Here is a 23,090-nt window from a genome sequence, read left to right as displayed (position 1 = left end):
TTAGCTCAACTTTATTCCCAATCAAACTGCCTCCCCAAATATTGCTCTAATTCCTGATTGTAAGGTCGGAAATAATCGCTCAACCTGTCGCGAACCGATTCATTTACCCGCTGATAAGAACCAGGATTAGCATTTTGGTACTCAGACAATTGATATTCCGGCAAATCTAAAAATTCTAAAACCTGCTGGACTATAGCCGCCGCATCTGCATAAAAATCTTCGCTTTTCAAAATTAACAACTGTTCTTGGGGAAAGAAAGTCCGCCAGTTTTTTATAAATTCTATGTACCTACCGCGAGCTAAATAATTTCCGGGTTCCTCGCCGATGATGTATTCTGGATTTTGATTCAACCGTTCAATTTCATCGCTAATTACTCGATCGAGCGATCGCGCTTCCCAATTTAAGCCAGTCAAGCGGTAAAATTGAGAAATCGCCCGATCGACCGGATTTCGCAAAAGTACAATCAGTTTAGCCTCTGGAAACAGGCTGTAGAGCCGTGCCGGTGCTTCCCGAGAGTCAAAATAGCTCGGACTTGCTTCACCCGTCAAAAATTGCTCTCCTGGAGGAATTGGCGGAAAATGAGCCAAATACCAATCAATCCCTCTGTCAAAGTGCCACGAGAAAAAATCCATCTCCTTTTTAATCGGAGTCAAAATTTGCGGGTGTTGGGCTAAATAAGTATAAAGAGAAGTAGTGCCACACCGCTGAGAACCAATAATTATAAAGTTAGGAAATTGGACTGGTTTTAAGTTCCAATTTTGTAGAACAGGCATCTTGCCTGTATCTGCTTGTAGAACAGGCATCTTGCCTATTCTATTACTTATAATAGATGCAAAACTTTGTTTAAAACTGACTGTTCGATAAAAATCAATCGCCTCGGGAATTTTACCTTGCCTCGTCAAAGCTTCTCCCAAATTCAGATAAGGCCAAAAAGCCTCCGGTTTAGCTGCAACAACTTGGCGGCACAAGTTCTCAACTTCATCTAGCTTATTTTGCCTAACCAAAACTTCCCATAAATTGTAATAAAACCACCAAGGAAGATCGGGATTTATTTCTATTGCTTGGAAAAATGCCGCCGCCGCTTCCTCCCAATATTTTTGGTGGCTCAGAACAGCACCTAAATTGTAATAAGACCAGCAATCATCTGGTTTTTGGGCGACAGTTGCGCGAGATGAGGCTAATGCGCGATCCTCTTCGAGGGCTTCGGTAACGCACTTTTCTTGCTGCTGCAACAACTCCTCTAATTTTTCTGACATTTCTGCACAACTCGGCATATTTGTCAATAGCCATTTATAAAAAATAATTGCGCTTTTTGGGCGATCGTACTTGGCTAAATTCTTTCCTAACTGCAAATAAAAATCCCAATTTTCCGGTGTAATTTGCAATTGAGATTGTTCTAACACTAAGCTTAAATCCGACTCTGTTTGCCCAAAAGCGTATCCCAACTTCTCGTAAATTCCCGGCAAATTTCCGTCAATTTCCACAGCTTTTAAATACGTGCCGATAGCTTCATCCCACTGTTTTAGTTTAGTTAAAGCGTCGCCTAAATTGCAAAAAGACCAAGCAAAATCCGAGTTTAGTGCAATCTCGCAGCGGTAAGCAGCAGCAGCTTCTTCCCATTGCTGAAGTTTCAGCAAAGCATCGCCCAAATTGTGATAAGACCAGGAAAAATTGGGATTTAACTCAACAGCTTTTTTGTAAGCAGCGACAGCTTCCTCCCATTTTTCAAGTTTCAGCAAAACATCGCCCAAACTGTGATAAGACCAAGAAAAATTAGGATTTAATTCAATAGCTTTTTTGTAAGCAGCAACAGCCTCCTCAAACCGACCGCTTTCTTGCAGAGAATTACCCAAATTGTGGTAATCATTATCCATGCAAAACTCCTGCCATAGCTAGTAATTTTTCCAGCGAGTTCAAATCTAACTGCATATCTTTATGTAAAGGTTTGGTCTGAGTTCCATCATCAACCAAATCACCAATTAAATAGTAATGTTCCAAACCGCACAAATTGCTAATCATCCAATAACAATGCGGCACGTAAAGGGGAGAAAAAATCTCAATTACCTTAGTTCCCGGACTGCAAAAAACTAGATTTGTCAGCCCCCCTCCGTGGGGTGCGACAACTACTTTAGCAGCAGCCAAACACGATGCTTGTTCCGCTACCGACATCGTTTCCAGCTTGACACTGCGAAACCCTAATTTTTCTAAGTATTTAATTACCTCTTCATCGTTGACGATTCGCCGATAGGATGCTTGTTGGCGGCTGATATAAATTCGCTCTGAATAGTCTGTATTTAGTGGCTGCTTTTCATTTAAAAATGTCTCTTTTAGATATTCACACTTCCATTTAGAAACCGCCCCCGATCCGTCATAAGATATTGACGGCACTATTAATTTATCGGCTGTAATGTGTAAATTGCAGCGACTTTCTAAAAGTTTATCTTGAGAAATTCCTAAAGTATCTAAAGTTTCTGCTTGATAGGAAGAATCCGAGGCATTGACAACAAACTTATCTATAGTTTCTATCAATCCGCTCCGCTGCAAAAGGTCAAATCGCGTAATCACATCAAACATCCAATGAAAATAAGCCGCTCCACCCCAGCGAGCAGATAAAAAAGCTACATTTCCATCGACGTGTTCAGCGGGAGGCAATTTGTCCGAAGTGATTACCAATTCAGCACAACCCATTGAAATATCAGCAACAAGTTTATTGTCTGAAGTAATCACGGCGGTAGTCACCACATCTGCCCAAGCTCGTCCGTTTGGCAAGACGGCAACAAAAGCTTTTCTGGAATGACTTTGATGTTCCCAAAATCTGCGGCTGCTGTCGATTGTTTTGGAATCAGATAAATTGATTTGACTCGCAGGATGGATGTCAATGCAGGTGAGGTTAGGATTTGATTCTGCTGCCACGGTCAAATCTTCTGTAAACCCACAGTATTTTTCGAGAATACTTAAGGGTAAATTTTGATTACTGCATTTTGCCCGATCGCTCTCATCGCCTTCTCCTTGTTGTTCGAGAGCATAACCTATATTATCGTAAGCCTCAAACAAATCGGGTTTAATTTGCAGGGCTTGAACTAAATTAGCGATTGCAGGTTCCCACTGCTGTTTGGCAATTAAACTCAAACCCAATCCTTCGTAACACCAACAGGATTTTGGGTCGAGATTGATGCCTTTTTCATAAATAGCGATCGCCCTTTCCAATTCCCCTTGATTCCGCAGTGCATCACCCAACTTTTTGTACAGCCAACTATGCCCAGGTTCTAGCTCAATAGCACGACCAAAAGCAACTGCTGCTTCGGGCCAATTTTCTTGCGATTCCAGAACTTCCCCCAAACTATTGTACAACCAACAATCATCAGGATTTAATTCAATAGCTTTGCGGTAAGCCGCCGTCGCGTCCTCCCAATTTTCCAGTGCAACCAAAGCCTTACCTGATCTCTCGTAAGACCAACAAAAATCGGGATTCAGTTCAACTAACTTGCGGTAAGCAACAGCAGCTTCCTCCCACTCAGAAAGCTCCATCAGCACATCGCCTAAATTGTTGTAAGTCCAACAAAAATCGGGATTTAACTCAATAGCTTTGCGGTAAGCAGCAGCGGCTTCGTCGTATTCCTCAACCGCCTGTAAAGTTTCCCCCAAAAAGTGGTAAGCCCAACTAAAATTAGGGTTTAGTGCGATCGCCCGTTGGTAAGCGGCCCGAGCTTCGTCAAACAGTTCTTTCTCTTGCAGAGTTTTACCCAACTTGTGGTAAGTTAAGTAGTTGCCCGACTTAATTTTAATCGCTGTTTGATAGCGAGCGCTCGCCTCATCCAAATAACCCGCATTTGCCGCAATATCCCCCAACTTTTCCCAACCCAGAGACAACAGAGTTTGCTCTTCGCCCAAACTTTGATTGCCGATTTTTTTGACAATCAGTTGATAGCCTTTGTGTACTACTTCTAACTGACTTCCAAACATCTCCAAAAAAACATCTATCCCAATTTTAGTATCTTGCTCCGGGCTGTCGGGAAACGTAAACTCGTAATCGTCAAAAATCATCAATCCCCCAACTTTCACCAACCTCCAAGATAAAATCGCATCTTGCAGAGCACTGGTGGGTTTGTGACAGCCGTCAATGTAAGCAACATCGTAATATTCCGAAGCCAAATTAATTAACAAATCTTGAGAGTAACCTTCTAATTTAATTACCCGATCTGCTGCTCCCGTTTTAACAATATTGCCCTTAAAATGTTGTTGAAAATACAAATCAATACAAGTAATCTTTGCCGTCGGGTGAGTTAAAATATTATCCAGCAGCCAGCAAGCCGACATTCCCTGAAAACTGCCGATTTCCACCACTTGAAAATCCGCAATTCCGGTAAATTCCTGGAAATGCCGTTGCCAAATAGGAATATTGTGGGTAAACCAATCTTGGGTAAATTGATAATCTTTCGCCGCACACTCAGGCCAACCCCTCAATTCGCTTGCTTTTTGGTGGCAAATAATTGCTTCTTCTAATTCCCCTAATTGCGGTAAAATATTTCCTAAATCGTTGTAAGGCTTAGAATTGGTCGGATCGAGATCAATCTGGTGGCGGTAAGCGGCAATTTGTGCGTATAACTCCTGTTGTTTCGCCCGCACATTATCCAGTTGAGCGACAACTTCCGCAGCATTGGGTTCAATTTGCAGTGCCATGCTATAAAATACGATCGCACCTTCCAACTGCTTCTGTTTTGCTAAACTATTGCCTAAATTTATATAAAACTCTGCTCCATCTAACTCAATTCCCAGCAATTTGTGGTAAATTTTCCCGCTTGCAAGTACCTCAATAGCTTGACAATAAGTTTCGATTGTGCTGTCTAAACCCGATTCGCTGCGCTTCCGCAAAACATATCCCAACCGCTGATTAATTCCCGTCAAATTCGGCTCAATCTGAACCGCGTGCAGGAAAGCAGCCACAGCTTCATCCCAGGATTTTTCGCAGGTGAAGGCAATTCCCAAATTGACATAAAACCAAGGAATATTTGGATTTATTTCAATAGCTTTGCGGTAGCAACTAATAGCTTCGGGCCACAGTTGTTTTTGAGCCAAAGCGTCCCCTAAGCAATTGTATGCCCAGTAGGAATTATCATTAATTTCCAGAGTCTGACGGTAACATTTAATGGCTGCATCAAAGTCCTGTTTTTGGGCGAAAACATTACCTAAACCCACGTAAGCACGAGCGTAGTTGGGATTGATTTCGAGGCTTTTGTTGTAACAGGCGATCGCCCGCTCGAATTCCCCTCGCTCCGCCCAAGTTTTACCCAAACTGTGGTAAGATTCAAAAGAATCTGGATTGATGGCAATGGCTTGTCGGTAATTGGCGATCGCCTCATCCCACCGCTTCTGACCAACCAGCATTTCTCCCAAATTGTGATAAGCTGTTGCCAGCTTCGGGTTTAACGCAATTGCCCCGGAATAACACTCAATAGCGCGATCGAACTTTCCCAATTCAACCAAACTATTTCCCAGAGTGACTTGTTCCTCCGCAGTTGCCCAATTCGGCTCGATATTAAAAGCTTGATACCAACAGTCTGCCGCCTCTTCTCGCTTCTCTAACTGCGTCCAAATTCTCGCCAACTGCCGATAAACAGCAGCAAAATTCGGCGCTAGCGAAATTGCTTTTTCACAATTGGCGATCGCCTTTTCCCACTGTTTCCCCTGAGAATACAAAATGCCGAGATTAGCATAAACTTCCGGCAAATTTGGATTGCGATCGATTGCCGCTTCATACCACTGCTTAGCTTGCTCGATTTCACCTCGAAGCTGCATCACCTTTCCCAGCGTCTGGCAAGCTGTCGCCAAATTCGGTTCAATTTTCAACGCTGACTCGCAAGCAGCAACTGCCTCATTCAACTTTCCTTCGGCTAAATAAACTTCTGCTTGCCGACTCAAATCAACCGCTGCCTTTTCCATCTTCTCAATCGAGGGCATAATTAAACTTGCTCCAGACACCAACTAACCCAAACCCACCACCTCAACCATCCTTTTCAGCGAACTCACGTTCACTAAAATATCCTCAGTCAGCGAATTCTGATACATCAACTGTCTAATAGGATAGCATTCAAAAGCCTCGCCCGTTAAAAAGTAATGTTCCAACTGCAAATATTGACTGATTCCCCAGTAATAATGGCTGATATAGTGAGGCGACACCAACTCAATTACTTTAGTTCCCTGCCTACAAAAAATTGTATTTGTCAAGCCGCTGCCGTGGGCAGCCACTATCACCTCAGCGTGGTAAAAATGAGCAATTTGCTCTGCCAAAGACAGGGACTCAGGTAAAATAGAAACAAAGCCAAAGTTCTCCAAAACCTCAACCACATCTTCCTCGTTCAAAACTCGTCGGTATCTTGCTTTGCTGCGGCTGATATAAATGCGTTTTGGATAGCTCAAACTAGGTATAATTCCCTTGAGAAACTCCCGCCTCAAAAAATCCATCGCCCACCCAGAAGGCCAGCCCAAATATCCCGCAAAAGAAGGTACAATCAACTCGGTTGCTTGTATGTGAGGCAAGCGATCGCTCTCCAAGACTTTTTCTTCGGGAATGCCCAAAATTCTCAGACTTTCCCGCTGAAATTGGTGCTGACAACTATTCACCAAAAACCAATCAATTTCCGCCAAATCCCTACCGCTGTGCCGCAGCAATTCTATCCTGGGCAAAACATCAACCATCCAGTGAAAATAGACATTTCCCGACAAACCAGAAAGCACGGCCACCCTGCCGTCAATTTGCTTGAGAGACGGGAAGGATTCTAACTTAAACACGCTGTGTTTTCTAACATCATGCTTTTCGCATCCAGGTAAAAACCCCGGATAATCTCTCGACACATCAGCCAACAAATAATTGTCAGGAGTAATTACAGCTATCGCCTTGCAAATCAGCCAATAATTTTCCTGCGGAACACTCCAAACTCGCCCGTTGGGAATTGCGGCCACAAAAGTCTTGGGCGACTGCACAGGTATCGGTTGCGCGTTGGACAAACGGCAAACTCCCCAACCCAAATGCACAGGATCGAACCACTTAGAAAGTCGCTGCAAACACAGCCCGCAAGTTAACCCGGCACACTCGGAATTTGCCAATTTGGAATTGGATCTCGCAAATTGGGAATTCGGAATATTTTCTGCACTTGCTTTTGGTGCCGATTCCCAAAATATTTCCACATAATTATCAGCATCCAAATTAGCATTAACCAGCCAATCCCAACTCGATAAATAAATACCCTGAGGAGGTTTGAGAGAATTGTGAGCGGGCGAGATAAAACTCTCTTTTTTCCAGTGTTTCTGATCCCCATACCCGTGCAATTGCAGATCTAAAACCTTTTGATAATAATCAATCGCCCGTTCCCAGCGCCCCTGTTTTTCCAGCAGTTTTGCCAACTCAAAATAAACCTGCGGTAAAGCAGGTTGAATCGTCAAAGCCATGCGGTAAACTGCAATTGCTGCACAGAACCGCTTTTGCTGGGCTAAGGAATTTCCCAGCCGCCAGTAAATCTCTGCATTCTGTGGCTGAATTTGCAAAGCTTTTTGATAATAAGCGGCGGCAGATTCGTGTCCGCCGTACTCGGTTAAAGCATTTCCCAAATGCAAGTAAATTTCGGCTAAATTATCGCAAATTTCAGCAATTGGTAATTGGGCATTGGGCATTGGGCATTGGGCATTGGGCATTGGGCATTGGGCATGGGGAATAGTTTCTTTTTCTTCCTTCTTCCCTCTTCCTTCTTCCTTCTTCCTTCCAGTTAGTGCTGTGAGAAATCGATCGCACGCAGCGATCGCCCTTGACAATTCATCATCTTCTACGGCCGCAACTCTGCGACTGTCTCCCAAGCGGCAGTAAGCCTCAACAAAATCAGGCTTCAGAGCTATTGCCCGCTCAAAATAAGGCATGGCTTCAGCAATTTTGCCCAAAACCATCAAAGAAAACCCGGCGTCTGTATAGCCCGAAATATAGTCGGAATTGATCTCGATCGCGCGATCGAAACAAGCAACCGCCGCCGAATGTTCCCCCTGTAATTGCCACGCTTTCCCCAAATTGTAGTGAGCCAAAACCATGTCCGGCTCCAACTCAATAGCTGTGAGGTAAGATGCGATCGCCCTTTCCGGACTTTTGTCCAGCAAGGCTTGACCCAAATTATTGTGCAGCGTTGCCCAATCCGGCTTAATCTCCATCGCCCGCTGGTAAACCTCCATCGCCTCAGCAGCCCGATCGTCCTTTAGCAAAATCACACCCAGATTGCTGTAAGCTTCCACGTAATCCGGCTTCAGAGCAATCACCTGTCGGTAGGTATCCAGTGCCGCTTCGAGCTGGCTATTTTCATCTAAAACCACAGCCAGATTGTATAAAGCATCGAGATAATCGGGTTTTTTGGCCATCGCATTTTGGTAACAGTCGATCGCCCCCAACAAATTACCCTGCTTGTGAAAAATATTTCCCAAGTTATAATGAACTTCCGCCCAATCTGGTTTCAAATCCAGAGCTTGCCGATAGTGAAAAACCGCCTCATCTAGCCATGAATAGTCGCTGTAAAGTTGACCCAAATAAGCATGAGCCAGAAAAAACTGCGGCGAAATCTCCAAAGCTTGCACAAAAGCGTCTCTTGCCGCCGTCGGATCGCCTTGAGCTTCGAGAATTTCGCCTAAAGTCGTGTAAGCCGAGGGCGAAAACGGTTGAAGTTCGATCGCCCTTTTGCAAAAATCGATCGCCTCAGTTAACTTACCCCGGTTCAAATAAATTTGGGCTTGCCGGATATATTCTTCAGTGCTCATTGCTAGCCAGCAGTTGCGGTTTCTTTACCGCTTCAGAAAAACCTAGAAATTCTAATTTAAAAACTTTGTATTTATATTTTGCCCGATCGGGCGATCGATTAATTTTATCAATAACTGTCGCTCTATTTTTTTTAACTGCCTCTGCTTCTGTTCCTGCATTGAATATTTCAACCTCACCCCGCTTGTGGCAGAGTGAGGTTGAAATCCTTTAAAACTATCGGCTGTGTGAGAACCGCCCCGAATCTTATCCGGTGCTGCCCCACAACAGCCAGTTGTTTTAGAACAACTCGAAGTTGTTCGAGGTAATCGTCAGGCCAGGCTGCAACTGAGCCACAGTTAGCACTCCGTTGGTGCCGTTGAAGAACAACGTACCGCTTGTTTGGTCGTAGACCAACTTGTTCGTCGTGGTTGCTCCTGGGCTGGCTGCGTTGAAACCAGAAACTACGACAAACTCGCTTGCCTCGAAGCTGCTGCCCAAACCAGAGAACACACCACCCTGCTTCAAGCGGATCTTATCTTCGCCTGGGGTAAAGTCAGTGATCGTGTCTACGCCATAATCGCCACCGCTGGAGAAGAAGAAGAACGTATCGCTGCCAGCACCGCCCGTCAGGACATCACTTCCTCTGTCGCCAGTGATAAAGTCATTGCCACCGCCACCATTGACAGTATCGTTTTCTTTACCGCCGTAGACACTGTCGTTGCCCTCGCCGCCGTCGACAATATCGTTGCCTTGGCCACCGTAGACACTGTCGCTGCCCGATCCGCCGAGTACGGTGTCGTTGCCTCTGTCGCCAGAAACCAAGTCATTGCCCTCACCGCCATCGACGAGGTCATCGCCTTTACCGGCAAATATCCGGTCGTCGCCACTGCCGCCAGCTACCGCATCGCTGCCCGAACCAGCGTAGATGAGATCGTTGCCCTCGCCGCCGCCGACACTGTCATTTCCGCCACCGGAGAAAATGTTGTCGTTGCCAGCGCCACCGGCGATGACATCTGCGCCCCCAAAAGTCAGGATGAGGTCATCGCCGGAGCTGCCGTTCAACCTGTTATTGCCCTGGATGCCGGTAATGTTTGAACCACCGGCACCTCCAGATAGTGAACTTGCTGGTTGTGTTGGATTTGTTACCTGTGTCATTTACACTCCTCCTAAAAGATCAATCATTTTTCTACAATACACTTTTCCCTCCAAAGGGATTCAATAAATGAAACCGGACATCGGTTGAGACCCTAATTGACCCGGCTGCTATAAGCTGTCATGTAATTTAAATTGTCAGCAGCGAGCCTGGGAGCGCGAGTTGAATCCTGTATTCGTTGAGCAGCAAATATCGGTTGTTTCCTGCTTTTGACTCTCGACTCCACCACTGCCTCCTCTAACACGAAAATATTCCCGTTAAACGTTTGCGAGTTTACCATAATGACCGTCGGCGTGGCTAGTCATTATTAAAACAATAGCCGGAAGATACACAGAGACCATTTTTAATGGGAGTATGCTCTCAAGATTGAGAACTTGCACCGGGCCCTTGGCACTGTCGATCGCCGGAGAGTTCGATCGCCCGCAATGGGGCTGGAACTGAGCTGCGGTTTCTTTTAAGTACACTGTAATTGACCAGACTTTTGATTTTTGCTAATAGTTCCCCAGAAATCAAAATTTTTTAGCTGGCTTTGAAAGCAAGCCCGTGCACGCTGGAGGCCGGATTCAATCAAAAGTGCGTCCCAACACAGTCCCGGACAGGCTTTTGAGCCTCATCACCTTGATGTTTCCAGCCAAATCCCTGACGCTCAACGCAGGATTTTGGCTAAAAAACCCTGTTTTTCAACCACAATCCCTCATTTCAACCATGAGCCACATCCATCCGGACAATCAGACAATGCAGCGCTCGTCTTTTGGTGAAGTTGGGATGAACGGTGGGCCGGTAGATTTGTGAGGATACTGTCACTAGATTTTAGATTTTAGATTTAGTCCAGAGATGAATTTGGGAACTGGAACTAGGATATAAAATTTTGGGCTGCTGGCGAATCCTGCCCCAGTTATGGGTGGGCGCAATTGTAGTTATGAATAATTTACCTGTTGATAATGCTGAAGCCATCAGTTTTTTGATGGCATCTATCGGAGCCAAGGTAAAATTCTTACCTCCCTACTCGCCGGATTTATCTCCGATAGACTTGTATTGGGCCAAAATCAAAGCGATTTTCCGTTCTGAAGTATATCCACCTTCAAATGTTCTTGATGAAGCGATTACTCAAGCTATTAATGCTTTTACTGATGAAAATGCTTGGTCATCGTTTCATCACTCTGGTATCTTTTGAGAACTAATTAAATAGTTAAGTTTTGTGGTACATTCGATGGCTAATACCTGTGAGTGAAAATTTTATTTATTTTTTTCAAAAATACTTTTTTACTAAGTGTTGTTAACTTCGAGCTGATCATTAACGATTAGCAAATTTCCAGAATTTTGGTTCGGCATTCATTGAGATAAAATCTCTACAATTTATTCCTAGCGGTGTGCTTCTAGTTGCGCTGGTGACACGTTGGAATTACTCTGGCTGTCGTACTTGTAGATGTGAGCGTCACTCTCGAAAATATAATTGATGGAAGTAGCTGCATAGTAGCTCAGCGCTAGCAGCGACAATAGATTAAGAACTCTATAAATTGGTTTCTCAGATACTTCGTTCATTTTGACTCCTACTTTTTATGCAAATAACGAATTTGGATACCGTGACGGCACTTTTTTTTAGAAGTTCCCAAACATCTCGCACCTCTAAAAATTTAGCTGGCTCGCGTTATACACTCCTGATGCCCGATCGCCTAAAATAAGTCGTACTTGAGATTTGAAACAGTTTTTGTTGCCTATTTCATGTTGCAGTCTCTGCCTTGAATTGTCTATCTAACTGCGGTAAGAGTTAGGCAATTTGGGTATAAACGAACTCTACAATTTTCTGTTTAGAGCTGCTACGATTTGAAGAGAGGGCTCTGGAAAAGGTTACATACCAAAGAGCGTAGCTGTTTTTCAACGCCTAGCCAGGATTTTCCCACATTCGATTAATGGTACGCCGTGGCCGGAAGTAATAAAAATTCTTATGTTGGTCAGCGGCAGGCGAAAATATGTCTGAAGTTATATTTTTGCCAGGAACAAGCCCTGTTACATTACATATTAATTTTGAGCTTGGTTGAGGTTGTCGATAATTTTTGAGTAAAAAAATGTTGCTGTCGCTGTCCGACAATTTGCGTCTGACAATTTTGACTGAGCCCCACCCTTAAATCACGATGTGACAGAACAAAAGTAGGCATCAGTCGATTGGAGACTTCGGCGTGAGAGGTTCGGCTAGCGCTCAGTGAATCTCGCTGAGTTGAACGATTGGAGATTTGAGATTTATTCCACAGATGAATCTGAGAGCTTGAACAAGATCCCCTAAAATTTGGGGCTGCTGCCGACTCCTGTCGGAAACTTGTATCCGTTTTCGGGCGGGGTCAAAAAGCCGAAGGCAGAATTTGAGATCGGTAAAAAAATACTGTTTTAGGATTCAGAGTTTTTATTGAATTCTACCTTCTAGCTGCATTTTTACACTGAAACCAGCTCATTTACTCGCTGCCAGAAGCGATGCCTGCCGAATAATTTAGGACGAGATAACCAACTATGTTGAAGCCAGTTACTTCCACAATTTATTATAATTCTTGCTCGCATTGAGCTGTTTTTACAACAGACTTTTGGCTGGTAATTTGCAAAAGGGATAGGGGCACAACAACAGGCCAAAACAGAGGTCCCATTATTAAGGCTATCCAAGATATCACGTCTTTTTTAGATGTGGCTGTATCATTCCAAAAACTTTTGAACCAAACAAGAAAAACGATTAAGGCAATCAAAAAGTAGCTAATCATTATCATTTTTTTACCTGCCTGCCTATAGATGAGATAGAAGTATTTATAATTATTGTATCTCAGGCCGTGGCTCGCAGCTCGCAACTTTATGCCCTGAGCTGCAAGCTGCAAGTGTCTAAAACCCAAAGTTTCACAGCTCTCCGAGTCCAGAGCCTGCGATGTAGAGCGGACTTACTCCCGCTGCGCGGCGGTCTTGGGAACTCAAAGCCTTGATTTCAGGGCTTTTCGAGGTTTTGTCAAACCTTGAGGCTACCACCCCAATCATAGCTTATGCGATCGAGGTCTTTGGTTTTCTGTGATTTAACTCACGTATACTCGCAGACTTCGGTCACAAATCGAGCCAAGAAAGATCACACAGCTTACCCGACTGCAATCACCCTACTCTTTTCTCAAATGTTCGATATTATAATAGTCGAGTTCAACGAGATTTCATGCAAGCTCTGACTTTAAAATCCGATCGCGCGATCGCTGAACTGTTCTATCAAGTCACTCATTCAGGCAATCTGACTCGCACTGAAAGCCACGGGCTGCGCGAACTCTGCCAAAGCGCTCTCAGCGAAGACGCCCGAGATGCAGTCAACCGCCTGCTGCACGCCATCCGCCGCGGATGGGTCAGGATTTCCGATTAGTTCCCTCACACAAAAAGTTGAGATGAGTATTTCTACTGTCTCTCCTGTCAAGCTTTGCCAACAATAATTGCCAACAATAAGATTTTCGTGAGTAGGTCGCTCCATTAACCCTCTCCAAAAAAAATTGTACTGCGATCGAAAAGCTCGACCCGGTTTCTTGAAGAAGCCGGGATTTTTGATTTGAAGCAGTCAGTCGATTTTAGATTTTAGATTTTAGATTTTAGATTTTAGATTTTAGATTTTAGATTTTAGATTTTAGATTTTAGATTTTAGATTGACTTCACAGATGAATCTGGGAGCTTGAACTCGGGCCTAAAATTTGGGGCTGCAGGGGACTCCTATCGAAAACTTGTATCTGTCTTTGGGCGGATCATTAAGTATATACACGGAAACAAGAACACACCAAGAAACTAGGTAAATGTAGGTAAAAGCGGGCTTCTCAACACGCTTAAAGTTTTACGTTGAATTAAGCCGAGCGATTTCGCTAGCAGTCATTAGTAATCTCTTAATAGATAAATATTAATTTATTTGTCACCGTTTCTTAACCAAAAGTAGAGATGTGGGGGTTGCCAGAAGCGAGGAATCGGGACGGGGTTTGTGTTTCAAGTAGCAGGGCTATCGAGGAAATATCCGATCCCCTAGTTCGGCTGACACAAATCACTCATCAAGAGCCAATCGATCACATTTACTTCCGTAGTTGAATCACATAAATTTTGGAAAAATTAGTCAATACTGTCAAAAGCGAGTTCAAAAAAAAACACATGATGACAACCCAAACGCTTTTACCTCAATTTACTATTGCAGAGCTAGTCTTTCAGGTATATCACTCCGGTCTGCTGACTCCCACTCACCGACAACAGCTCCAGACAGCGCTCTTAAATGACTGTCTTACCGAAGAAGATCAAATAGCCATCAACCGCTTGCTCCACGCCGTTCGCCGGGGCTGGCTGAAGGTTGTAGATTAAATTATCGCCAATTTTTTTTGCCACTCTCTTTAAATGAACTGTCAGTCAATTTTGGATTTTAGACCTCCGCAAGCGCTCAGTCGAACCGTGGAGTCCCGGTCACTCTAGCAATTTGAGATTTTAGATTTACTCCACAGATGAATCTGGGAGCTTGAACAACACTCTAAAATTTTTGCCTCTCCACAACAGGAGTCCGGGGCTTCTCTCGATTTTTGGGCGCATGAGATTAACGCAGAATTAAATCCCCTTAAAAAAATCAGGCATTAGCCTAAATGTAGGGTGCGCCACAAGCACCCTGCGGTTTTAACTTCTATTTTCTCAGCTTATTTAGTCAGAGATTGTGCCGTCAGGCATCATGGCCTCTCTCAGATTCGCTTCATTCAAATTTGTCCCGCGCAAAGAAGCTTGATGTAAGTTTGCTCCCCGGAGATTTGCTCCCTTAAGGGAAACTCCGCTCAAATCTGCTTGATGGAGATTTGCACAGCTCAAGTTAGCTCCGCTCAAATCGGCTCCCTTCAAATCAGCTTTTTCCAGATTTGCTTCCGTCAAATTTGCCCAGCTCAAATTTGCTTGAGTTAAGTTAGCATGGCTGAGGTCAGCTTGTGTTAAGTTCGTATCGGTTAAATTGGCTTTGCTGAGGTTGATTCCGCAAAGCTTCACTTCTGTCAAGTTTGCACCTTGCAAGTTAGCGTTAACTGCATAAACTTGAATCAAAATTGCCCCCTGAAGGTTTGCATCTCTCATGTCTGCACCCCTGAGACTCGCCCCCGTTAAATCGGCCCCGCTGAACAGGACACTCCGCAAGATGGCTCCGCTCAAGTTCGCTCCCACCGCCTCGCATTCCCCAAAATTAGCGGACATGAGGTTGGCTTGGGAGAGGTTGGCTTGGCTGATATCTGCTTGATACAGATTAGCTCTGTAGAGGGTGAGACCGATCGAATTTGCACCTTTTAAATTAGCGTGACTCAGGTCAATATCGCGCAAGTTTGTCCTTGACATATTGACCCCGGCCAGGTCTACTTTGTGAAAAACCCGTTCTCCGGCTGCATAGCGTCTGAGAAGTTCCTCTGCATCCATGTCATTTTCCCCAAAATATTTAATAATACCTTTGATATTTCAATAATATTAGGAATGAGTGACCTTTACGTTTCTTGGCCTGAGTACCATCGGAAAATTGAGGATTTGGCTGTAAAAATTGAGGAATCTCAGTGGAAATTCGATCGAATTGTCTGTCTGGCAAGGGGAGGGCTGCGGGTTGGAGATACTCTGTCGCGGATTTTCGACAAGCCATTGGCGATTTTAGCGGCCTCGTCCTATGGTGGGACCGAGGGAAATGTCCGGGGTGCGATCGAGTTTGCCCGCGATTTGACAATGGTGGGCGATAATTTGGGGACCCACATTCTCTTGATTGACGATTTGGTGGATTCGGGAATTAGTTTAGATCAAAGTATCGCTTGGCTGAAGAGTCGCTACGGCGATGATATTCAGGAAATTCGGACTGCTGTACTCTGGTACAAGGCTTGTTCTGTTGCAAAGCCGGATTATTATGTAGATTATTTGGCTGACAATCCTTGGATTCACCAACCTTTTGAAATGTACGAAAAGATGAGTGCGGCTGATTTGGCGGCGAAAGTTGGGAGTTAGTCAATAAAAGGCTAACATCAGGTCAATTTTTTATAGGGTTTTGCCGATATCTTGCACTTTTTGGCATAGTCCGCCAGGGGTTAAAAACCCCTGTCTCATAGCTAAAGTCCTCTGAAAGAGGACTGGATATTTATCAAGGTTGGGCAGTCGGTTTCAACCGACTTTAGCTATGAGACGGGGAATTAATTCCCCGGCGGGCTTGTGGGTAAGTGCAAGTCTGCTGATACAATTAGCGAACCGAAAGAATACGATCCCCCAATTCCATACTATCTGCCAAAACTTCCTGCCGCGCCCACCTATCGGCGGCCAAAATATCGTCTAAACCAGGACTTTCACAGTTATCGGTTTGATGTTTGTCGCACGCCTTTTCAATCAACTTGGGAATATCCAAAAACTGAATCTTCTCCTCCAAAAATAGCGCTACTGCCTGTTCGTTTGCCGCATTCAGCACCGCAGGCATCGAACCGCCCGCACGTCCCGCCGCATAAGCCAACTGCATACAAGGATACTTTTCGTGGTCGGGTTCTCGGAAAGTTAAATCCCCAGCTTTTACCAAATCCAGCCGTTCCCAATCTGTATGAATTCGCTCCGGCCAAGACAAAGCGTAAAGCAGCGGCAAGCGCATATCCGGCCATCCCAATTGCGCCAAAACAGAGGTATCTTGCAGCTCAATTAACGAGTGAATTATGCTCTGAGGATGGATGACAATATCAATGTCGTCATAATCCATTCCGAACAAGTAATGAGCCTCAATTACTTCTAATCCTTTATTCATCAAAGTAGCAGAATCGATCGTGATTTTCTGACCCATCGACCAATTCGGATGTTTCAAAGCATCGGCTACTGTTACTGCGGCTAATTTGTCGATCGGCAAATCTCGAAAAGAACCCCCCGAAGCCGTGAGAATAATTCGCCGCAACCCACCAACCATAACACCTTGGAGGCACTGAAAAATTGCTGAATGTTCCGAGTCAGCCGGCAATATTTTAACGCCGTATTTTTCGATTAAGGGGTTGACAACGGGGCCACCTGCTATTAATGTTTCTTTATTGGCTAAGGCGATATCTTTGCCTGCTTTGATAGCAGCAATTGTTGGCAGCAAACCGGCACAGCCAACTATGCCCGTGACGACGGCTTGAGCGTCACCGTATTGGGCAACTTCGACAACGCCTGACTCGCCAGCAAGTAAAATAGGTTGAGGGTCGAGATCTGCGATCGCCTCCTTCAATTCCTGTAATTGATCTTCGTCGCAAATCGCGACAATTTCCGGTCGAAACTGGCGAATTTGCTGGGCCAGCAACGTTACATTTCGTCCGGCGGTTAACCCGACAATCCGAAATTGATCGGGGTATTGAGCTACAATATCCAGAGTCTGAGTGCCGATGGAGCCTGTGGAGCCGAGAAGAGTTATTGCTTTCACAATTGTTTAATGTTTTGTGGATTATTCTAATATTACGATTGCGGGGATAAAAATTAGTGGTTAACTATTGCGTGGAAAGCACATTCGATGGAATCATATTTTGAGTGACCACCTAGTGCCAGATTTCATGCAGAATAGGGAAAATTTTGCTGATTCCAGTGAGGACATCAGTGTCTCGATCGCCGAAAATATAGAGGAAGGTCGATCGCAGCTACCGTCGAGTTTGGTTTGGGCGATGGCTACTGCTGCGGCAATTTTCTTTGTGTGTAGCAGTTTACGGCACGCTTTATTCCAATCAACTGCTTTCGATTTGGGAATTTTTGACCAAGCAATTTACTTGATCAGTCAAAACCAAACGCCTTTTTCTTCTTTAATGGGGATTCATATTTTGGGCGATCACGCAGCGGTAATCTATTATCCGCTAGCTTGGCTGTACAAAATTTCCCCGGATGTGCATTGGCTGCTGTTGGTACAAGCAGTTGCTTTATCCCTAGGGGCTTGGCCTACGTGGAGTTTAGCGCGTTTGGCAGGTTTAAATCAAGAACAATCGCGTGCGATCGCATTGATTTATTTGCTCTATCCGGTGGTATTTAACATTAATTTATTTGATTTTCACCCGGAAGTAATCGCTTTACCCGCACTTTTGGCAGGAATTTGGGCGGCGCGTTTAAATAAAATTGTGTGGTTTTGTACCGCTATTGTGTTAGTTCTCAGTTGCAAGGCGGTTTTGTCCCTAACCGTTGTTGCTATGGGTTTGTGGCTGTTTTTTTGCGAAAAAAAGCAACGGTACGGGGCGATCGCACTTTTGCTAGGTGCAGCTTGGTTTTTGATAGCTTCCCAGAAAATCATCCCCTTCTTTAGCGGCAGCGAAGTCGCTGGAGTCGGGCGCTACAGCTATTTAGGCAAATCCGTACTAGAAATCATCATCAATCTCATCTTAAAACCACAGTTAGTATTAGGAAAAATCCTTTCCTTCGATACATTCAAATATTTATTTCTCCTCACCTTACCTGTGATTTGGCTGCTATTGCCATTTTCCGGCAAACTACGCCTACAATATCTAACAGCGCTAATTCCTGCCATCCCTACCCTGCTCATCAATATCCTCTCTGACTTGTCATTTCAACGCAGCTTAGCCTATCAGTATTCAGTGCCTGTAATTCCATTTTTATTTTTAGCAGTAATCGCGAAGGAAGAAACAAGGAACAGGGAAGAAATAAAAGGCAACCAGGAAGAGGATAAAGCAAATAAGCAACACTTTTTAACATGGGTCAATCGGCCACAATTTAAAAACTTCCGAATTTCTCAACTTTGGCAGGGAATTCAATTGCCGAGAATCATGATAATTTGGTCATTACTAATTTTCCTAGGTGTGGGCGAATATAAAGATTTTTATCTGTACCTAAATAGACTAGATACCTGGCAAGCTACACGCGAAGCAGTCGCACAAGTTCAACCCCAAAGCAGTATTTTAACAGATAATAGACTTGCACCTCACTTTGCCCACCGCCCAATAGTAAAATTGCTTTCACAAATTTCGCCCCAAACAAATTTAGCTGAATTTCAATACATATTATTAAACCTGCGCCATCCCTGGCCTGATACGGAAAAAATTGGTGATACCTTAGCAAATCAACTTAAAAACTCTCCCGATTTTAAATTAACTTATAAAAAAAACGAAGTTGTCCTATTTAAACGAAGGGCTGATTAAACCAATAAAATGCTAACTTTCAAATCCCTAAAATCTCATCCAGTATTTTTAATGATTGTCGTGACAACGATAGTCTTATTTGCCGCTAGCAGCGCGCGGCACGCTTTGTTTCATTCAACTGCATTCGACTTAGCAATTTTTGACCAAGCAATTTATTTAATCTCCCAAAATCAAACGCCATTTTCCTCTTTTATGGCAATAAATATTTGGGGCGATCATGCCGCTTTTATTTTCTATCCACTAGCTTTACTTTACAAAATATATCCAGATGTTCACTGGCTTTTTTTAGTGCAAGCTGTTTCCCTAGCTTTAGGCGCTTGGCCGAGTTGGAGTTTGGCACGTCAAGCCGGATTAAATAATAGCATATCTTGGGCGATCGCCTGTATTTACCTCCTCTATCCATTAGTATTTAATGTCAATCTCTTCGACTTCCACCCAGAAGTCATTGCTTTACCAGCACTGCTAGCAGCAATCTTAGCCGCGAGGCTGAATAAAACCTTGTGGTTTTGTGCTGCTATTGTATTAGTTTTGAGCTGCAAAGCCGTGCTATCTTTAACTGTGGCTGCGATGGGTTTGTGGCTGTTGTGTTTTGACAAAAAACGCAATTGTGGACTCATAGCTCTCTTTCTAGGCGCGGGTTGGTTCCTGGTAGCTACTCAGGCAGTTATACCGTATTTTAATCAGGGAAGAGAACACGCGGGAATCGGGCGATATCAATATTTGGGAAACTCGGTTTTTGAAATTGCTATTAATTTAATAGTTAAACCCAATCTAGTTTTAGGGCGTTTGTTTTCTTTAGAGACTTTTGAATATGTAGCGTTATTGGTATTACCTGTAATTTGGTGGCTGTCCCCGCGTCATCTGTCATCTTTAATTAGTGCTGTGCCGATGTTGGCGATGAATATTCTTTCCGATATCCCCGCTCAGCGGGATTTAATTCATCAATATTCGGTGCCGATATTGCCGTTTTTGTTGGTTGCCGTAATTTCGAGTTTAGCATATAGGAATCAGCAAAAGGGAAAGACAATATTTGATAGATTGCCACTTCCTAATTATCCATTGCCTAGAGTCATTGTAATTTGGTCGTTTATTGCTTTCTTAGCTTTAGCGAAATACGGCTATTTTTGGACTATTTATTTAAATGGGATCGACACTTTGCCAGCTACCAAAGAGGCACTTTCTCTTGTTGAAACCAAAGGCAGTGTTTTAACAAATGCTCAGATTGCTCCGCACTTAGCGCACCGCCCTGTAGTAAAATTAACTCAGGCTAACGCGCCGCCTGCAAATCTCCCAGAATTTGATTATGTATTGCTGAACCTCAGATATCCTGGCTGGATGAGCGATCGAGAATTTGTTAAAAACCTAGTAACTAAACTAAAAAACACCCCTCAATTTCAACTAAAATATCAGCGAGACGACATATACCTATTTACCCAAAACGCTAACAAATAAATCATCTTCTCCTCCTTTAACTGGTTTAACTGGTTACCAGGCAGAGCCTGGGAATCTATGTCTAGAGGCTCTGCCTCGCTTGCGGAGGAAAATTGGAGGCAGAGCCTCCGGATCTGTGTTCCCAGGCTCTGCCTGGTAACCAGTAATTTACAAATCGATTTAACCTTAATCCTCCACTTTTAAAGCCCTTCTTGCCAACTTCACGTAAGTTTTCACAGTTTCATAAGGCATTTCCAAATCAGCAGCAATATCAAACAAAGATTCCCCCAATTCCCGGCGCGCCAAAATCGTCGCCCAAGTTTCAGCAATCTCAGCAGCGCGACTTCCGCCTGTACGCTTTCTGTGCGCCATAAACTTCTGTGTCAATTCATCTATTCGCGCCGCCAATACGCTTTGTATCGACACTTCAGGTAGCGCTTCTGTCAACCATTGTGCTCGCGTTTGTCCCAATCCAAAAGTTGTTTTGTGGCCAGTGCCGCAGTAAGGCGCTAACCGCCCCAAAGCATAAAATAATTGTACAAAATCAGGGCGATTGTGAGCCGATCGCCCTAGCCCAAATTCCACAGCCCCAGTGAATCCCGTTACCATGCCTTTTTTGCCCGCCGCTACCTTTTGCGACTCCAATTTGTGGCGGCTAATAATTGCATTTTCATCAATCCAATTCAAAAATTCTGCTTGGTCAAAATTTACCCCCGAAAAGTTATTCCAGCGGCGCAAATAGCTGTGAAAAACATTTTCGGGAACTGGCAAAGGGAAGTGATGGCCTTTGCTACGAAAGCTTGTAGGAGTCACAAAACTAAGTTTGATGGTGGGCGAAAATGGGGGTTCTCCTGTTAATAATTGCTGGTAAGTTGTGGGAGCAAAAGCAATATCCCAAGAGCGAATTAGCAGCGGAGCATTTCGCAAATCTATCTCTTCGGGCAAATTTTGCAGCCACTGACTCAGCCACTGCACTACTGGCTTTGAAAGTCCTGTTACGTACCAGCGATAAATTCGATCGCCCAAAAGCTGAAATTCTTTGCCGCCGGGGAGCAAATCACCTTCCAATCCCGAAATAGTAAAGGCTTTTTCTGACTGTTCATCGTGCAAAAGTTTCGATAAATCCGGGTCAGTTTGGTGTACTTGACCTAAAAACCAAGCGTGCAAACCTATAGCATACTGCGCGTACAGATAGCTAGCAGCGCCGGGAGTCAATTCAAACACTAATCCGACTAACTCGGTGTCAGCCGGCCAAATCAGCCCAGACGGAGGAGATTTTCGATCGCGGGTGCGGGTGCGGTTCGGGGAAGTTGCCATCAGATGCCACTAACAAGGACAGCGCTGTGCTATATTATCCGATTTTTATCCCCTTTGGGGGATGATTGTTGAGGGCGATCGATCGCCCAAATCTTTTGGCTGCTTCAAAAACCGGGTCTGCCACCAGTTTCCCGCGCCCTCCCGGATAGACAAAAACCAGTAAAAAACCAACAACCTAAAACTAAATCTTTGTCAAGGTTTTCCTCCTTGTAAGTAAACAGAAATATACAAGTGTTTAAAATCACATTCTGCGCTACAATTGTTAAAAGCTCGTAGCATCCTCAACTCCGATCCTTAACTATGAACACAACAGAAAAATCTAAACTCTCCAACGAAAAAACTTTGGAGGCGATGAAGAATTTCTCCGAAACCTATGCCAAGCGCACGGGAACTTACTTTTGTTCCGAGCCTTCCGTCACTGCAGTCGTGATAGAAGGACTAGCAAAACACAAAGATGAACTAGGCGCTCCCTTATGCCCTTGTCGCCATTACGAAGATAAAGAAGCCGAAGTAAAAGCCGCCTACTGGAACTGTCCCTGCATTCCCATGCGCGAGCGCAAAGAGTGTCACTGTATGTTATTTCTGACGCCAGATAACGATTTCGCTGGAACTAATCAGGAAATAGGAATGGATCAGATTAAAGCTGTCAGAGAGACTATGTAATCGGTTAAGTAGGCGGTCGTTAAATGGCAGTAGTTGTGAAAAGAGGTCGTTATTTTTCCTATTTTTAAGACTTAGCTATTTAAAAAAAATCGATCGCCGCCTACTCACAGACACATCCGCAATCGAAAATCCCCAATCTCCAATCGAATGATAGAGGAAATCCCGCTCGACTTTTGGCAAGGTATCGAACAGTTTAACAGCCAAGAATTTTACGCTTGTCACGATACTTTAGAGGCTTTGTGGATGGAAGCCGGCGAGCCGGAAAAAAGGTTTTATCAGGGAATATTGCAAATTTCGGTCGCGCTTTATCACTTAGGAAATAAAAACTGGCGCGGTGCGGTAATCTTGCTGGGAGAAGGAATAAATCGGCTCAGTTATTATCAGCCGAGTTATGCCGGAATTGCCGTTGAAGACTTGCTCGGACGAAGTGCTAAACTTTTGAGCGCTTTGCAACAAGCTGGCCCGGAAGAAGTAGCTAAATTTCAACAGTTGTTCGCAGGTACAGAAGTTGCAGGCTTGCAATTGCCGCGAATTATCAAACTACCAAAAAGTTAAATAAATGTTTGTATTAGGGTGTGCAGTATACTTGGCCTCTACACAGAGGAGGGCTGGCTTTCTTGCCGGCTGCCCAAGTATATTAATTTGC

General features: G+C 44.2%; 16 protein-coding genes. 8 read left to right on the top strand and 8 right to left on the bottom strand.

Features of this window, described 5'->3' with window-relative positions; translation table 11 throughout:
* Nucleotides 1–11: 11 nt before the first annotated feature.
* The 4 genes from QUA71_RS04715 to QUA71_RS04700 all read right to left on the bottom strand — a co-directional run bounded on the left by QUA71_RS04715 (nt 12) and on the right by QUA71_RS04700 (nt 9,922).
* Entirely contained in the window at nt 12–1,874 is a 1,863-nt protein-coding gene (locus QUA71_RS04715; protein ID WP_333282763.1) for a tetratricopeptide repeat protein, read from the bottom strand.
* On the bottom strand, nt 1,867–5,958 hold the full coding sequence (locus tag QUA71_RS04710) for a tetratricopeptide repeat protein (protein WP_333282760.1): 4,092 nt from the start codon (nt 5,956–5,958) through the stop codon (nt 1,867–1,869). Before QUA71_RS04710 ends, QUA71_RS04715 begins: the two co-directional genes overlap by 8 nt.
* Before the next feature lie 24 nt (nt 5,959–5,982).
* Entirely contained in the window at nt 5,983–8,787 is a 2,805-nt protein-coding gene (locus QUA71_RS04705) for a tetratricopeptide repeat protein (protein ID WP_333282757.1), read from the bottom strand.
* Between the two features lie 277 nt (nt 8,788–9,064).
* On the bottom strand, nt 9,065–9,922 hold the full coding sequence (locus QUA71_RS04700; protein WP_333282755.1) for a calcium-binding protein: 858 nt from the start codon (nt 9,920–9,922) through the stop codon (nt 9,065–9,067).
* Nucleotides 9,923–10,821: 899 nt separating this feature from the next.
* Here QUA71_RS04700 and QUA71_RS04695 point away from each other — a divergent pair.
* Entirely contained in the window at nt 10,822–11,094 is a 273-nt protein-coding gene (locus QUA71_RS04695) for a transposase (protein ID WP_333282752.1), read from the top strand.
* 188 nt (nt 11,095–11,282) lie between these two features.
* Here QUA71_RS04695 and QUA71_RS04690 read toward each other — a convergent pair whose 3' ends face one another.
* Entirely contained in the window at nt 11,283–11,462 is a 180-nt protein-coding gene (locus QUA71_RS04690; RefSeq protein ID WP_333282749.1) for a hypothetical protein, read from the bottom strand.
* A 1,633-nt stretch (nt 11,463–13,095) separates the two neighbouring features.
* Here QUA71_RS04690 and QUA71_RS04685 point away from each other — a divergent pair.
* Nucleotides 13,096–13,293, top strand: coding sequence for a hypothetical protein (locus QUA71_RS04685; RefSeq protein ID WP_006632170.1), 198 nt, complete (start codon nt 13,096–13,098; stop codon nt 13,291–13,293).
* 764 nt (nt 13,294–14,057) lie between these two features.
* A complete protein-coding gene (locus QUA71_RS04680) occupies nt 14,058–14,258 on the top strand; it encodes a hypothetical protein (RefSeq protein ID WP_039886773.1) in 201 nt (66 codons plus the stop codon).
* A 327-nt stretch (nt 14,259–14,585) separates the two neighbouring features.
* Here the strand turns inward: QUA71_RS04680 and QUA71_RS04675 are convergent, their stop codons facing one another.
* Nucleotides 14,586–15,335 (bottom strand): pentapeptide repeat-containing protein, encoded by a 750-nt coding sequence (locus QUA71_RS04675; RefSeq protein ID WP_190660906.1) that lies wholly within the window; start codon nt 15,333–15,335, stop codon nt 14,586–14,588.
* Nucleotides 15,336–15,389: 54 nt separating this feature from the next.
* Between QUA71_RS04675 and QUA71_RS04670 the strand changes: the two genes are divergently transcribed.
* Entirely contained in the window at nt 15,390–15,902 is a 513-nt protein-coding gene (locus tag QUA71_RS04670) for a phosphoribosyltransferase family protein (RefSeq protein WP_333282745.1), read from the top strand.
* A gap of 229 nt (nt 15,903–16,131) precedes the next feature.
* Here QUA71_RS04670 and dxr read toward each other — a convergent pair whose 3' ends face one another.
* A complete protein-coding gene (dxr, locus tag QUA71_RS04665; RefSeq protein ID WP_333282742.1) occupies nt 16,132–17,322 on the bottom strand; it encodes a 1-deoxy-D-xylulose-5-phosphate reductoisomerase in 1,191 nt (396 codons plus the stop codon).
* A 127-nt stretch (nt 17,323–17,449) separates the two neighbouring features.
* Between dxr and QUA71_RS04660 the strand changes: the two genes are divergently transcribed.
* Together QUA71_RS04660 and QUA71_RS04655 are read left to right on the top strand one after the other, a co-directional pair.
* A complete protein-coding gene (locus tag QUA71_RS04660) occupies nt 17,450–19,033 on the top strand; it encodes a DUF2079 domain-containing protein (protein WP_333282896.1) in 1,584 nt (527 codons plus the stop codon).
* Nucleotides 19,034–19,084: 51 nt separating this feature from the next.
* Nucleotides 19,085–20,485: a DUF2079 domain-containing protein gene (locus QUA71_RS04655; RefSeq protein ID WP_333282739.1), complete on the top strand. Its 1,401-nt coding sequence runs from the start codon at nt 19,085–19,087 to the stop codon at nt 20,483–20,485.
* A gap of 165 nt (nt 20,486–20,650) precedes the next feature.
* On the opposite strand, the gene cas6 is transcribed toward QUA71_RS04655, so the two are convergent.
* Nucleotides 20,651–21,781 carry a CRISPR-associated endoribonuclease Cas6 gene (cas6, locus tag QUA71_RS04650; RefSeq protein ID WP_333282736.1) on the bottom strand — a complete coding sequence of 377 codons (1,131 nt, stop codon included), beginning with the start codon at nt 21,779–21,781 and terminating at the stop codon, nt 20,651–20,653.
* Between the two features lie 300 nt (nt 21,782–22,081).
* On the opposite strand from cas6, the gene QUA71_RS04645 reads away from it, so the two are divergent.
* Nucleotides 22,082–22,444, top strand: coding sequence for a ferredoxin-thioredoxin reductase catalytic domain-containing protein (locus QUA71_RS04645; RefSeq protein ID WP_333282733.1), 363 nt, complete (start codon nt 22,082–22,084; stop codon nt 22,442–22,444).
* Nucleotides 22,445–22,591: 147 nt separating this feature from the next.
* The gene (locus QUA71_RS04640; RefSeq protein ID WP_333282730.1) at nt 22,592–22,999 is read left to right on the top strand and encodes a DUF309 domain-containing protein; all 408 of its coding nucleotides are present in this window, start codon (nt 22,592–22,594) and stop codon (nt 22,997–22,999) included.
* The last annotated feature ends 91 nt before the right edge of the window (nt 23,000–23,090 follow it).

Source organism: Microcoleus sp. MON1_C5 (assembly GCF_036701875.1).
GTDB lineage: Bacteria > Cyanobacteriota > Cyanobacteriia > Cyanobacteriales > Microcoleaceae > Microcoleus.
This window is presented reverse-complemented; position numbering and strand designations above follow the sequence as displayed.

What these genes read in the sequence shown, in the direction of transcription:
- QUA71_RS04715 (WP_333282763.1), bottom strand. Translation starts at nt 1,874, where the DNA reads ATGGATAATGATTACCACAATTTGGGTAATTCTCTGCAAGAAAGCGGT.
- QUA71_RS04710 (WP_333282760.1), bottom strand. Translation starts at nt 5,958, where the DNA reads ATGCCCTCGATTGAGAAGATGGAAAAGGCAGCGGTTGATTTGAGTCGG.
- QUA71_RS04705 (WP_333282757.1), bottom strand. Translation starts at nt 8,787, where the DNA reads ATGAGCACTGAAGAATATATCCGGCAAGCCCAAATTTATTTGAACCGG.
- QUA71_RS04700 (WP_333282755.1), bottom strand. Translation starts at nt 9,922, where the DNA reads ATGACACAGGTAACAAATCCAACACAACCAGCAAGTTCACTATCTGGA.
- QUA71_RS04690 (WP_333282749.1), bottom strand. Translation starts at nt 11,462, where the DNA reads ATGAACGAAGTATCTGAGAAACCAATTTATAGAGTTCTTAATCTATTG.
- QUA71_RS04685 (WP_006632170.1), top strand. Translation starts at nt 13,096, where the DNA reads ATGCAAGCTCTGACTTTAAAATCCGATCGCGCGATCGCTGAACTGTTC.
- QUA71_RS04680 (WP_039886773.1), top strand. Translation starts at nt 14,058, where the DNA reads ATGACAACCCAAACGCTTTTACCTCAATTTACTATTGCAGAGCTAGTC.
- QUA71_RS04675 (WP_190660906.1), bottom strand. Translation starts at nt 15,335, where the DNA reads ATGGATGCAGAGGAACTTCTCAGACGCTATGCAGCCGGAGAACGGGTT.
- QUA71_RS04670 (WP_333282745.1), top strand. Translation starts at nt 15,390, where the DNA reads ATGAGTGACCTTTACGTTTCTTGGCCTGAGTACCATCGGAAAATTGAG.
- QUA71_RS04660 (WP_333282896.1), top strand. Translation starts at nt 17,450, where the DNA reads ATGCAGAATAGGGAAAATTTTGCTGATTCCAGTGAGGACATCAGTGTC.
- QUA71_RS04655 (WP_333282739.1), top strand. Translation starts at nt 19,085, where the DNA reads ATGATTGTCGTGACAACGATAGTCTTATTTGCCGCTAGCAGCGCGCGG.
- cas6 (WP_333282736.1), bottom strand. Translation starts at nt 21,781, where the DNA reads ATGGCAACTTCCCCGAACCGCACCCGCACCCGCGATCGAAAATCTCCT.
- QUA71_RS04645 (WP_333282733.1), top strand. Translation starts at nt 22,082, where the DNA reads ATGAACACAACAGAAAAATCTAAACTCTCCAACGAAAAAACTTTGGAG.
- QUA71_RS04640 (WP_333282730.1), top strand. Translation starts at nt 22,592, where the DNA reads ATGATAGAGGAAATCCCGCTCGACTTTTGGCAAGGTATCGAACAGTTT.